The organism is Vibrio owensii (assembly GCF_002021755.1).
Taxonomy (GTDB): domain Bacteria; phylum Pseudomonadota; class Gammaproteobacteria; order Enterobacterales; family Vibrionaceae; genus Vibrio; species Vibrio owensii.
Genome location: NZ_CP019959.1, coordinates 2,504,790 through 2,518,638, shown reverse-complemented (window position 1 = coordinate 2,518,638; position 13,849 = coordinate 2,504,790). Strand labels below are relative to the sequence as shown.

The 13,849-nt window shown below is 45.2% G+C and carries 10 protein-coding genes; 4 read left to right on the top strand and 6 right to left on the bottom strand.

Annotated features, from left to right (window positions below):
* Nucleotides 1-14 precede the first annotated feature (14 nt).
* Both ftsH and rlmE read right to left on the bottom strand, forming a co-directional pair.
* Nucleotides 15-1,994 carry an ATP-dependent zinc metalloprotease FtsH gene (ftsH, locus tag A9237_RS11605; RefSeq protein WP_009707529.1) on the bottom strand — a complete coding sequence of 660 codons (1,980 nt, stop codon included), beginning with the start codon at nt 1,992-1,994 and terminating at the stop codon, nt 15-17.
* Nucleotides 1,995-2,102: 108 nt separating this feature from the next.
* On the bottom strand, nt 2,103-2,732 hold the full coding sequence (rlmE, locus tag A9237_RS11600) for a 23S rRNA (uridine(2552)-2'-O)-methyltransferase RlmE (protein WP_005439450.1): 630 nt from the start codon (nt 2,730-2,732) through the stop codon (nt 2,103-2,105).
* A 138-nt stretch (nt 2,733-2,870) separates the two neighbouring features.
* Between rlmE and yhbY the strand changes: the two genes are divergently transcribed.
* Nucleotides 2,871-3,167, top strand: a complete 297-nt coding sequence (gene yhbY, locus A9237_RS11595; protein ID WP_005425257.1) for a ribosome assembly RNA-binding protein YhbY — start codon at nt 2,871-2,873, stop codon at nt 3,165-3,167.
* A gap of 92 nt (nt 3,168-3,259) precedes the next feature.
* On the opposite strand, the gene greA is transcribed toward yhbY, so the two are convergent.
* Nucleotides 3,260-3,733, bottom strand: a complete 474-nt coding sequence (greA, locus tag A9237_RS11590; RefSeq protein ID WP_005439449.1) for a transcription elongation factor GreA — start codon at nt 3,731-3,733, stop codon at nt 3,260-3,262.
* A gap of 537 nt (nt 3,734-4,270) precedes the next feature.
* On the opposite strand from greA, the gene A9237_RS11585 reads away from it, so the two are divergent.
* Both A9237_RS11585 and dacB read left to right on the top strand, forming a co-directional pair.
* Nucleotides 4,271-5,275, top strand: a complete 1,005-nt coding sequence (locus A9237_RS11585; RefSeq protein WP_009707530.1) for a porin — start codon at nt 4,271-4,273, stop codon at nt 5,273-5,275.
* 117 nt (nt 5,276-5,392) lie between these two features.
* The gene (gene dacB / locus A9237_RS11580; protein ID WP_078608214.1) at nt 5,393-6,817 is read left to right on the top strand and encodes a serine-type D-Ala-D-Ala carboxypeptidase; all 1,425 of its coding nucleotides are present in this window, start codon (nt 5,393-5,395) and stop codon (nt 6,815-6,817) included.
* On the opposite strand, the gene A9237_RS11575 is transcribed toward dacB, so the two are convergent.
* Nucleotides 6,796-7,641 (bottom strand): magnesium transporter, encoded by an 846-nt coding sequence (locus A9237_RS11575; protein ID WP_009707532.1) that lies wholly within the window; start codon nt 7,639-7,641, stop codon nt 6,796-6,798. The genes dacB and A9237_RS11575 overlap by 22 nt on opposite strands.
* A 423-nt stretch (nt 7,642-8,064) precedes the next feature.
* Nucleotides 8,065-9,252 carry a tyrosine--tRNA ligase gene (tyrS, locus tag A9237_RS11570; RefSeq protein WP_005439437.1) on the bottom strand — a complete coding sequence of 396 codons (1,188 nt, stop codon included), beginning with the start codon at nt 9,250-9,252 and terminating at the stop codon, nt 8,065-8,067.
* A gap of 130 nt (nt 9,253-9,382) precedes the next feature.
* Here tyrS and A9237_RS11565 point away from each other — a divergent pair, with 130 nt between their 5' ends.
* On the top strand, nt 9,383-10,672 hold the full coding sequence (locus A9237_RS11565; RefSeq protein ID WP_005439427.1) for a peptidoglycan DD-metalloendopeptidase family protein: 1,290 nt from the start codon (nt 9,383-9,385) through the stop codon (nt 10,670-10,672).
* 38 nt (nt 10,673-10,710) lie between these two features.
* Here the strand turns inward: A9237_RS11565 and A9237_RS11560 are convergent, their stop codons facing one another.
* Nucleotides 10,711-13,845, bottom strand: coding sequence for an efflux RND transporter permease subunit (locus A9237_RS11560; RefSeq protein WP_078608213.1), 3,135 nt, complete (start codon nt 13,843-13,845; stop codon nt 10,711-10,713).
* Between the last annotated feature and the right edge of the window lie 4 nt (nt 13,846-13,849).

Below are 13,849 nucleotides of genomic sequence, written 5' to 3'. Positions count from 1 at the left end.
TCAAAGGCTACTCTTTATTCAGAGTCTTTCTTTTCTGGCGCTTCGCTTGAAGTCGCTTCTTGAGAAGCAGGTTGCTCTACTGGTTTTGTAGGCTCTTCTGATTTCTCTTCAGCTTTTACTTCAGGTTTCGCTTGAGGCTTATCGTTGTCTTCTGGTTTGTTTGCAGGTTTGTCACCCCAACCAGCAGGCTCACGAATGTCCGTCTTACGCTCCATCAGATCATCAATCTGGCCAGCATCAATGGTTTCATACTTCATTAGCGCATCTTTCATCGCATGCATGATATCCATGTTGTCTTGCAAGATTTGTTTCGCACGGTCGTAGTTACGGTCGATGATCTTACGAACTTCATCATCGATTAGCTTCGCTGTGTCATCAGACATGTGTTTAGTCTGGGTCACACTACGTCCTAGGAACACTTCACCTTCTTCTTCCGCGTACAGTAGCGGACCAAGTTTTTCAGAGAAGCCCCACTGAGTAACCATCTTACGAGCGATGTCTGTTGCACGTTCGATATCGTTCGATGCACCTGTCGATACTTTGTCAGCACCGTAGATCAGCTCTTCCGCGAGACGACCACCGTACAAGCTAGAAACCATTGATTCTAGGTGTTGGCGAGACATACTCACACGGTCTTGCTCAGGTAGATACATCGTCACACCCAACGCACGACCACGTGGAATGATAGACACTTTGTACACTGGATCGTGTTCAGGAACCAAACGACCAACAATTGCGTGACCCGCTTCGTGGTATGCTGTTGATTCTTTCACTTCCTCAGACATCACCATTGAACGGCGCTCTGCACCCATCATGATTTTGTCTTTCGCCAATTCAAACTCAACCATAGAAACGTTGCGTTTGTTGCCGCGTGCAGCGAATAGAGCCGCTTCGTTAACTAAGTTTGCTAAGTCAGCACCAGAGAAACCTGGAGTACCACGTGCAATTAGAGATGGCTCTACGTCGCCCGCTAGAGGCACTTTACGCATATGTACTTTAAGAATTTGCTCACGACCACGTACGTCTGGAAGACCAACAACGACTTGGCGGTCAAAACGGCCAGGACGCAATAGCGCAGGGTCAAGTACGTCAGGACGGTTAGTCGCAGCGATAACAATGATACCTTCGTTACCTTCAAAACCATCCATCTCTACAAGCATTTGGTTTAGTGTTTGTTCACGTTCATCGTGACCGCCACCAACACCTGCACCACGTTGACGACCAACCGCATCGATCTCATCGATGAAGATGATACAAGGTGCCGCTTTCTTCGCTTGTTCAAACATGTCACGTACACGAGATGCACCAACACCTACGAACATTTCTACGAAGTCAGAACCAGAGATAGTAAAGAATGGTACTTTTGCTTCACCAGCAATGGCTTTTGCTAGTAGCGTTTTACCAGTACCAGGAGGACCAACCATTAAAACACCTGTTGGAATCTTACCGCCCAGTTTTTGGAAGCGGCTTGGATCACGCAGGTAGTCCACCAATTCTTTTACGTCTTCTTTTGCTTCGTCACAGCCTGCAACGTCCGCAAAAGTTGTCTTGATCTGCTCTTCGCTCATCATACGAGCTTTGCTCTTACCGAAAGACATAGCGCCTTTACCGCCGCCGCCTTGCATTTGACGCATGAAGAAAATCCATACACCAATCAGTAAGATCATTGGGAACCAAGAAATGAAAATAGTGCCTAGCAAGCTTTGCTCTTCAGGAGGCGTACCTTGCACTTTCACGTTTTGATTAATTAGGTCATCTAGAAGCTTTTGGTCATACACAGGCATGTAAGTAACCATTTTGGCACCGCCGCCGCGACGAACAAAGCTAATCTCACCGTCTTTAAAAGTTGCTTCTTGAATCTGGCCTTGGCCAACTTCCTGTACAAACGTGGTGTAATCCACGGTTCTGCCATTGCTCTCTCCAGGGCCAAAGCTCTGGAATACCGACATCAATACGACAGCGATAACAAGCCACAGAATTAAATTTTTTGCCATGTCACTCAAGGTGTCAGCCTCTCGATAACTAATTGTAATTAAAGGTAGGGTACTACAGTTCATTTCCTGTAGCTATAGTGTTAACCATGCTCTAAACGAGCGAAATAGTTAACCTTTGTAACCAGTGGCTACAACGAAGACTTCTCGGGAGCGAGCTCGCGATGAGTCTGGTTTTCTGATTTTTACGACTTTAAACATGTCTCGGACTTCTTTCACAAATTGATCGAAGCCTTCACCCTGGAAAACCTTTACGACAAAGCTACCATTAGGTGCTAGAACTTGTCGACACATATCTAAAGCCAATTCAACTAAATACATAGCTCGTGGCTGATCTACAGAGTTATTACCAGCGATGTTAGGAGCCATATCAGACATTACTACGTCCACCATCGAAGGTTGGATTCTTTCTAATAGAGCATCTAAAACCGCCTCGTCACGAAAGTCACCTTGCAGGAAGCTTACACCAGCGATTGGATCCATAGGCAATAAGTCACATGCAATGATTTGACCTTCTTCACCTATTATCTTAGCAGCATATTGAGACCATCCACCTGGAGCTGCACCTAAATCGACGACAGTCATCCCAGATTTCAACAATTTATCTTTCGTTTGGATCTCTTCGATCTTGAAGTAAGCACGAGAACGGTAGCCTTTTTTACGAGCTTCGTTTGCGTATTTATCATCAAAGTGTTCTTTCAACCAACGACCAGAACTAGCCGAATGTTTTTGTTTACTCATTTTAATCCCAACAAGGCGTAATTAGGAGCTATTGTTCTAATAGGCTCAACCTATTACTCAATAAATTATAGTCTTCAGCAATAGATGGCGTTAAAATAGCTTTTTTCAACCCTTATTTTAAAGAAAATTGGCCGCGTAATGAACCTAAGCACCAAACAAAAGCAGCACCTAAAAGGCCTGGCTCACAGTTTAAAACCTGTTGTGCTAATGGGCGCAAATGGACTTACAGAAGCCGTGCTAGCAGAAATTGAAATCGCTCTTGACCACCACGAACTGATCAAAATTAAAGTTGCATCAGAAGACCGTGAGACAAAACAGCTGATCATCGACGCTATCGTACGTGAGACGGGCGCTGAAAAAGTTCAGACAATTGGTAAAGTACTTGTGCTATACCGCCAGTCTGAAGAGCGTAAAATCGAAATCCCACGTAAGTAATCCCTACTTGCGCAGAGGAAGAAGAAAAGGTCGCCATGGGCGACCTTTTTTGCATCTATTATTTAAACCTAATTAAAACAGACTGGTTTTAATTAGATATACTCAACGCTATCGATTTCGAAGTCTTTCGCACCGCCTGGGGTTTGAATAACGACTTCGTCACCTTCCATCTTACCGATCAAGCCACGTGCGATTGGAGAACTGATTGAAATGCGGCCGGCTTTGATATCTGCTTCATCGTCACCAACGATTTGGTACGTTTTCTCTTCTTCTGTATCACAGTCAATTAGAGTAACCGTTGAACCAAAAATCACTTTACCAGTGTTGTCCATCGTTGTTACGTCAATGACTTGAGCTACAGATAGCTTGTATTCAATGTCACGGATTTGTGCTTCACAGATACCCTGCTCTTCACGAGCTGCGTGGTATTCTGCGTTTTCCTTCAAGTCGCCTAGTTCACGCGCTTCTGCGATTGCTTCTGAAATTTGTGGGCGAAGCTTTAGTAGACGATCTAGCTCAGTACGTAGCAGTTGTTCGCCACGCAGTGTCATTGGAACTTTTTCCATTATATAACCTCAAGGCCAAAGGTGTCTTTGGACAAAAAAAGCCCACCCAATCATGGTGACTGGGTAGTACGTTCAAAGATTCTGTTTTGATTAGTTTAAACAAACTAGGGTATGAAATCACCTTAATTCGATTTTGCTGCCTAGTTGTGTGGTTAATAACGCGCCATCAATTGTTTTTAGATTTAACCATCATCGCAATTTATTGAAAAACAACACTGTTCATTACATAAAAAACCTCAAGAAAGATAAAAACAAATCAATGTCAGGCTAATGTCATGCCGAAACAAATCGTTAAAATACAACCACTTGAGGTAAGCAACCACACAATTGAACACTGTTCATTAGTTGGATTTATATCATTTTACTAACTCATAAGGAAACTTTAGCAGTAAAACATGTCCGGCAAGTTGTTACGTCATAGCTTTTTCGAATGTGGGCGATTCTCACGAGTGAAACTATACGCACAACAACAACTTGTGAGAGATAACCTCTCCCCCATAAAACAATGATTATGGACAGCTAACTAGGACAAATAAGATGAAAAAGACTCTAATTGCTCTTTCTGTATCTGCAGCAGCTATGGCAACTGGCGTTAACGCAGCTGAGCTTTACAACCAAGACGGCACTTCTCTAGAAATGGGCGGCCGTGCTGAAGCACGTCTATCTATGAAAGATGGCGACGTAGCGGACAACTCTCGTATCCGTCTAAACTTCCTTGGTACTCAAGCAATCAACGACAACCTATACGGTGTTGGTTTCTGGGAAGGTGAGTTCACTACAGCTGAAAACGGCGGCGTAGACGGCAACAGCAATCTAGACACTCGTTACGCATACGCTGGTCTAGGCGGTGCTTTCGGTGAAATGACTTACGGTAAAAACGACGGTGCACTAGGCGTTATTACCGACTTCACAGATATCATGGCTTACCACGGTAACTCTGCTGCTGACAAACTAGCTGCAGCTGACCGTTCTGATAACATGTTCTCTTACAAAGGCCAATTCGAAAACCTAGCTGTTAAAGCTAGCTACCGTTTTGCTGACCGTGAAGAAGTAAACGGCGAATACAAAGACAACGGCGAAGATGGCTACTCTCTATCTGCAATCTACACTCTAGGCGACACTGGTCTTGACCTAGGTGCTGGTTACGCAGACCAAGCTGACGCTAACGAATACATGCTTGCTGCTTCTTACACTATGAGCGACCTATACTTCGCTGGTGTATTCACTGACGGCGAAAAAGAAGCTGACTTCAAGAACACTGTAGACTACACAGGTTACGAACTAGCGGGTGCTTACACTCTAGGTCAAACTGTGTTCACTTCTACATACAACAACGCAGAGACAAACGGCGAAACTTCAGCAAACAACTTCGCTGTAGACGCGTCTTACTACTTCAAGCCTAACTTCCGTGGCTACGTATCGTACAACTTCAACCTAATTGATGCTGGCGATTCAATGGGCTCAACTACTGCTTCTAACTACAAAGCTACTAAAGCTGATGCAGAAGACGAGCTAGCTCTAGGTCTACGTTACGACTTCTAATTAAGTCTTAAGACTTGAAGATAAAATGCTCGCACTATGCGGGCATTTTTTATATCCAGAATTCTGCGATTTTTCGGTATATACTCAATTGCATAACTAACCTCACGAACTGTCACTATGCGCTTACCTTGGTCTTTATTACTTTTTTCTAGTCTCGCCCCACTCACATCAATGGCTTATCCTCACCAAGAGGTTTTACCAGAAGGTTCTCGTGTCAGCTTGATTGCTGAAAAGCTCAACGACCAAAGCGAGCTAACCGGTATTCACCCAACCGATCAGTATTTCCCACCAGCCAGCACCTTAAAAGTGGTCACAGCTTTAGCAGCAAAGCTCGAACTGGGGAATAGCTTCGCATTTCGCACCACATTAGAAAGCTCGAGCTCAGATGCTGTACTTACCTTCTCTGGCGACCCAACTCTGCTCACTCAAGATCTAAAAACGATGCTGACGCGAGCAAAGAAAAGTGGACTAAACCAAATTAAAGGCGATCTTTGGTTAGATAATAGCGCCTTTACTGGGTACAACCGCGCTGTAGGCTGGCCATGGGATATTCTGGGGGTTTGTTATAGCGCGCCAGCGTCCGCAATCACTCTAAATGACAACTGTGTTCAAGCTTCCATCTACACCAAGAAAAACGGTTCAACACGAGTTTATGTCCCTGAACATCAACCAATTAATGTCAGCACAAGTGTAAAAACCGTCTCTAGAAGCGTTCAGAAGAGCCGTCACTGTGATTTAGACCTTATTGCTAACCCAGACAACAAATATGAACTAACCGGCTGTCTGGTCGACCGTGGCGACAAGCCACTTCCTCTTAAATTCGCCGTGCAAGATCCTGAACGCTACACCAGTCAAAAAGTGCAAAAGCTCCTCAAACAAGTCGGCATTTCATTAAAAGGGAATGTCCGAATTGGTAAAGCCCCAGAAAAACAGCGTAAATTGCTTGCTGTACACAAATCTGAACCATTGCCGCAGCTATTGGATCAGATGCTAAAACGCTCAGACAACTTGATAGCTGATACGCTGACTAAAACACTTGGCGCGAAGTTTTTTGTTCAACCGGGAAGCTTTACTAATGGCACAGAAGCCATCAAACAGATCATCTTTGCCAATACAGGTATCGATATTCGTAATGCAAGATTAGAAGACGGCTCTGGCTTATCACGCAACAACCGAATTTCAGCCACTTCTATGGCGGCTATTTTGCGTTACATTTGGCAGCATGAGAAGGAACTTAACCTGATCGCAATCATGCCTAAGTCTGGTGAGTCAGGGACCTTGCAATACCGCAAAAGTATGCGTAAGGCGCCAATTAAAGGACAATTGATTGCGAAGAGCGGTTCACTTTACGGAACCTACAACATGGCCGGGTATGGATTAGATAAGAATGGCAAACCAAACACGGTCTTTGTTCAGTTTGTCTCGGACTATTTCCCAGAAAAAAGGGACGATAACAAACCTGTTGTCGCCCCTATTACTCAGTTTGAGAAATTGTTCTATCAAGACATTGTGAGCTTTAGTCAGGCAATGCCTAAGAAGTAGTTCACCACAGTAAAGTAGATCCACATCCCTGATATATCGACAATCGATGCTAAAACTGGGCTCACCAATACGGCTGGGTCCAGTTTACAAGCTCGAGCAATAATAGGCAGTAATCCGCCTAGCGTGGTTGAAATGGTCACCTGAATAAACAACGCAACGGCAATCGCCAACGCGATATCCTCAAGCGCAAATCCTCCAGTCGATTGCCCGCCACTAAATAGCATGATGCGACCAACCATAACGACAGCAATTGCTAGTGCGATAAAAAGAGCGACACGGCTTTCTTTCCATAGCACTTCCAACCATTGGCGTTTCTTGAGCTCACCCGTTGCGAGAGCCCGGATCACCAAGGTTGCCGCTTGCGTCCCTGTATTACCACCAGCTGCCGCGATTACCGGCATGTAAACCGCTAGCAATACAAGTTGGCTCAATGTGTCTTCATATTGGGCGATGATTAAGCCAGAGACTATTCCAAGCAGCGCAAGCGCAATGATCCAGCCAATACGCTGCTTCACATGCCCTAGCACGCTCGTAGAAAGATAACCATCCGGCGTATCAACCTCAGACATATGCAGACCTAACTGGTGAGCATAATGACGCGCACGTTTGTCATGCCCTGCTTGCTCAAGTTGAGCGATAAGGCTATTCACATAACCTACTGAGCAATGCTGCAAAATACCTACCGCCTCATCAATAGGCATAACAGTGAGTAAATGCAGTTGTTGCTCTTGCTCGTATCGCAAAAAAGCATTACGAGCGGCACCAATTTCTACTTCAGAGAAGTTTGGTGTTGTTTCAATAAAAGTGTTGTTCATTACCGTCATGGCGAATCTCCCGATTGGCATTGGTAACGACCATCGACAACGCGCGCAAATAGCCTTCGGCACAATCCATTACGTGTATTAGAAATACTGGATGCACGAAAACATCAATGCAGAAGCACTGTCTATTCAGAATTTATGAAGGGAAATAACAAGAAGGAAAAATTAGAAAAGATGCCTCACCACTCAGGTAAGGCGGAGATCGCCAATACCGAAGCGGGTTATTTCGCTCCCTTAATCTTACTCACCCAGCAACTGGGAGGATGGTCGGTATTGTTCATGTAAATCTCCGATAAAGCTGCTCATCTAGCAGCGCGCGTATAGTAGCAAAAACGAGTCACTTTTACAGTCAATCTCTTGCGGATTCACCAAATTTTCATACAAAAAAAGCGCCCAGTAGGCGCTTTCATTTTGAACAGTTATTGATTACTTAATAGTAATTCGTGCGAATTTACGTTTACCAACTTGGAATACGTAAGTACCTGCTTCAGGTGCAAACTTCGCATCAGCAACTTTCTCGCCTTCAATCTTAGCTGCGCCTTGTTTAACCATGCGCATTGCTTCAGAAGTTGAAGCACATAGACCGGCTTCTTTCAGTAGGTTTGCTACTGGTGTACCCGCTTCAAAATCAAACTCAGGCATTTCATCTGGAATTTGGTTCTTAGCAAAACGGTTCACGAATTCTTGCTCTGCCGCATCGGCATCCGCTTCACTATGGAAACGAGCAATAATTTCTTTCGCTAGCAGTACTTTGATATCGCGAGGGTTCTTACCTGCTTCTACGTCAGCTTTGAACTGTGCAATTTCTTCCAATGGACGGAAAGACAGTAGCTCGTAGTAGCTCCACATTAGATCGTCAGAGATAGACATGATCTTACCAAACATTTCGCTTGGCGCTTCGCTGATACCAATGTAGTTGCCTGAAGATTTAGACATCTTCTTCTCGCCATCTAGACCAACTAGAAGAGGCATCATCAGTACAACTTGAGGTTTTTGACCGTGAGATTTTTGCAGCTCACGCCCCATTAGCAGGTTGAATTTTTGGTCAGTACCACCAAGTTCAACGTCCGTTTCCATTGCTACTGAGTCCCAACCTTGAAGTAGCGGGTACATGAACTCGTGGATAGCGATTGGTTGACCACCAGCGTAACGCTTTTTAAAGTCGTCACGTTCTAGCATACGAGCAACAGTTTGGTTCGCAGCAAGACGAATCATGCCTTCTGCGCCAAGCTCAGATAGCCACTCAGAGTTGAACTGAATTTTTGTCTTAGCTGGATCTAGGATTTTGAACACCTGCTCTTTGTACGTTTCAGCGTTGCGTAGAACGTCTTCACGACTTAGTGGTGGGCGAGTTGTGTTCTTACCTGTTGGGTCACCAACCATCGCAGTGAAGTCACCGATTAGGAACGTCACTTCATGACCTAGTTCTTGGAACAAGCGAAGCTTATTGAAAATAACCGTATGGCCTAGGTGAATGTCAGGTGCTGTTGGATCGGCGCCCAATTTAATACGTAGAGGACGACCTTCTTTTAGTTTTGCGATCAGCTCTTCTTCTGGAATCAGCTCTTCAACACCGCGCTTAATCTCGGCTAATGCAGCTTCAATGCTCGCCATTCTTGTTCACTCCCACAGATTTGGCAAAAATATAATAGCTGAACATCTTACTTGAATAGCGATGCATTTTGAAACAAGTTAGACTAGGTAGTTGTCAATTTTTACGTTTAATTTAGTAATCAAGTACCTCATGCATTCGATTTTTGTCCGACTACCACTCTTGCACAAAGTACTGATCGGTTTTTTTAGTGCGCTTATCATTGTCGCGCTGTTTTTCTTACCCGATCCGCAAGACCTCGATCCGCAGCAAAGCCGACTCAAAGTTGGTGAGCATTATTCGGTACCGATTTCCGTAGAATCACCCGAGCGCAGCACTTCTTCTAACCTCCCTTCTGTTTTGCGCTGGGAAACGTATAAAGTCAAAAATGGTGAGAGTGCTGCGGTTCTGTTTCAGCGCGTTGGTCTGTCTCCTCGCCTTTTGCATGAACTGATTACTTCCGATAAAGAAATCAAACAACAGCTCACTCGACTTCGTCCTGGCGATAGACTCCAATTTGGCTTTGATGAAAACAACGACTTTATTCAACTTAAACGTACACTCAATGCCTTCGAAACTTTCCGTATAAAACTGCAAGGCAGCAAATACGTTTCTGAAGTGGACAAGAAAGAAGTCGATTACCAATTCAACTACGCAGAAGCGACCATCAAATCCAACTTCTGGAATGCAGGCATCTCATCAGGCTTGAATGCTAACCAAATTATGGAATTGGCCGGCATCTTTGGCTGGGACATCGACTTTGCTTTGGACATTCGTAAAAACGACACCTTCCGCGTGCTTTATCAAGAAGAAGTCGTCGAGGGCGAAGTCATTGGACGTGGCAAGATCATCGCAGCAGTCTTTAAAAACCAAGGTGATACCTTCACTGCGATTTTAGATGAGAAGAGCGGTAAGTACTTCGATGAAAATGGTCGAGCAATGAAGAAAGCCTTCTTACGTGCTCCTCTGGATTTCCGCCGTGTGAGCTCTAACTTTAACCCTCGCCGTTTACACCCAGTAACGGGCAGAGTTCGTCCTCACCGAGGCACCGATTACGCAGCGCCAGTTGGTACACCAATTTGGGCAGCTGGTAATGGTGTGGTACAAAAGTCAGCTTATAACAAATTCAACGGCAACTACGTGTTTATCAAACACAGTAACACCTACATCACTAAGTATCTGCACTTAACGAAACGTACAGTGAAAACAGGGCAACGAGTGAAACAAGGGCAAACCATCGGTACTTTAGGCGGTACTGGCCGTGTAACCGGTCCACACCTGCACTACGAGTTCTTGGTTAACGGTGTTCATAAGAACCCAAGAACCGTGAAGCTGCCGCAATCGAAGTCTTTAACGGGTAAAGCGAAGCAAACCTTCATGGCGAATGCAAAAATCAGCATGGCGAAGCTGGATCGCTACAGTAAGTTACTCGCGATGAAGTAAAAAGACATGATTGTTTAGAACAACACCCAAGAGGCAGCCTAAGCTGCCTCTTTTGTTTGTGGTTCTTTTTCATCAAGGTTGTGTTCGCGACCAAGCATTAGAAGACAAGGCGTAAGCACCAGCGTCAACACCGTAGCAAAAGCCAAACCGCCTGCGACAGCTGTTGCCAATTGAGACCACCATTGCGTGCTTGGCGCACCAAACTCAATCTTCTGATTCACTAAGTCGATGTTCATCTCTAACACCATTGGCAGTAAGCCAAGTATGGTAGTGACCGTGGTTAACAGCACAGGACGAAGGCGCTGCACCCCAGTACGTAAAATCGCATCTGATTTTTCTAAACCGCGTCTGCGCATTTGATTGTAAGTATCAATCAATACGATGTTGTTGTTTACAACAATACCAGCCAGCGCAATCACCCCAATCCCCGACATAATGATGCCGAACGGTTTTTGGAAGATGAGCAAGCCGGCAAACACGCCAACTGTAGAGAACAACACAGCACTTAAAATCAAAAATGCTTGGTAGAAGCTGTTGAATTGAGTAATCAGGATCAAAGCCATCACACCCAGTGCAACCATGAAAGCACTTTGCAAAAACGCAGAAGAGTTTTCTTGTTCCTCGTTTTGACCGCGAATTTTAAACTCAATACCAGTAGGTAAGCCCAACTGCTCTACTTCTGCGGTTATCTTTGGTAATTCAAGGGCAAGGTTATAACCCTCAACCATGTCTGCTTTGATGTTCACTACGCGTCGGCCATCAACACGTCGAATCGTATCTTGTTTGTGATCGGGCTTAATCTGAGCAAAGTTAGTGATCGGAACTAAGCCAGCCGCCGTTTTCACGCGTAATTGATCAAAGCGGCCGATATCCCGCTTCTCTTGCGGATAACGCACTAAGATATCGACTTCTTCATCGGCATCATCGGGCAGATAATCACCAATCTTCAAACCGTTAGTCACAAACTGGACAGTATTACCAACCAAAGTCGCATCAGCAGCAAAGCGAGAAGCATCGTCTCTGCGGATATCAATCTGCCAATCAATCCCTTCTTTATTAGTGGTATCACTCAAGTTAGTTAAAGCTGGATTACGATCAGCCCAGTAACGAACCATTTTGGCTGCACTGTCTAACTGGTCAATGCTTGAATTTTGCGCCGACATTTCAATAACGAGATCATGCTCTACTGGCGGACCAGCATCGGGGAATTTGTACTCCAACTCCACGCCTGAGAATTGATTGGTAGTCTGTTTGAGCTCTTCAATGATGTCTTTCACTTTGCGGCGATATTGCCAATCGACAGGCGTAATCTGAATCTGACCAATCTCATCACCATCATTTGAATCCGTTCCGGTACGCGTGTAGACACTTTCAAACTCATCGTGTCCTAGCATGACTTTTTCGATCTCTTTCATCACGACGTCTTTTTCGTTGATCGATAAGTCACCGTAAGAACGCACCTTAACGGTAAAGAATGCAGGGTCAACTTCTGGGAAGAACTCAGCTCCTAAACCCGCTTTGCTATAAGTAAAGCCAACACCACCCGCGAGCAAAATCGCACTGAACAATACTTTTAACGGGTGACGAATCGCAATCGAAAGCGTCTTGTAATAGAGCTTGGTGATGCCAGTGGCTTTATCAAACTCACCGTTATGCAGATCAACCATCTCTTGCTGGCTTTTGGGATTCACAACTTGAGGCTTACCAATAATCCCACCAATCACCGGAACAAACAGCAGCGCCATCATCAGCGAGGCAGTCAGTGTAGCGATCAACGTTAACGGCAAGTACTTCATGAATTCGCCGGTAATATCTGGCCAAAACAGTAAAGGGGCAAACGCAGCAAGGGTCGTCGCAGTCGATGCCGTTATAGGCCAAGCCATCCGTTTTGCCGCGTCTCGATAGGCTTCTTTACGTGGCGTACCTTCTTGCATCCGTCTATCAGCAAATTCGGTCACTACGATAGCGCCATCCACCAGCATACCTACCGCCATAATAAGCGCGAAGAGCACTACAATGTTGACCGTTAAGCCAAACACCGACAGCACTAACAAACCTGTAAGGAAAGAACCCGGAATCGAGATACCAACCAAGAGAGCGGTTCGCACACCAAGTATCGCGATGATAACAATGACGACAAGAATGATGGCAGAGAGAATGTTGTTTTGCAGATCGTTGAGCATCAGTTTGACGTCATCAGACTGATCCCAAGTGTATTTGACTTGTAGGTTATTCGGCCACTCTGAACGCTTTTGAGCCTCGAGCATCACTTGTTTGACTAACTCAACCGTCTCAATAATGTTTTCACCCGCGCGTTTTTTGACGTTGAGTACGACAGCAGGATTACCATCTAAGCGAGCAAAACTCTCAGGATCGCGAAATGCCCTGCGCACCGTCGCAACATCACCAAAGGTAATCACCTCTTTACCGTTCACCTTGATAGGTAGCTCTAGTACGTCTTTAAGAGAGTCAAACACAGAAGGAACTTTAACCGAGAAACGACCATATCCCGTATCGACAAAACCCGCAGCTACGACTCGGTTGTTAAGAGCAATCAAGTTGTAGATGTCAGCTTGATCCAAACCGTAGCTTTCCATCAACAGCGGATCGACCACGATCTCTACGATATCTTCACGATCACCAGCAATATCGACTTCTAGAACCTGACGATAGCTTTCTAACTTATCACGCAGTGCACGAGCAATTTGTACGGTAGTTCGCTCGGGCACCGTGCCATACAAAACCACCGTCAATACCGGTTCTTCTGATGCGAACGTCACTTCATTTACAGTTGGCTCATCACTGTCTTCGGGCAATTTAGGTTTGGCAAGATCCACAGCGTCGCGCACATCCGCCATTGCTTCGGCCAGATCGACACCTACACTAAACTCAAGCGTGACCGAGGCATGACCTTCTGAAGCCACAGCGGTCATTTCTTTTACGCCTTCGATCGAACGCAACTCTTGCTCTATTGGGCGTACCAATAAGCGTTCAGCATCTGTTGGTGAAATGCCTTGGTGCCCAACGGAAACATAAATGATTGGGATGGTGATATCGGGACTCGACTCTTTGGGGATCGTAATGTAAGTGATCACTCCAGCAATCAAAATCATCACCAATAAGGTGAGCATGGTACGTGCACGCGATAACGCAGCATCAATCAAAGCAAACATATTG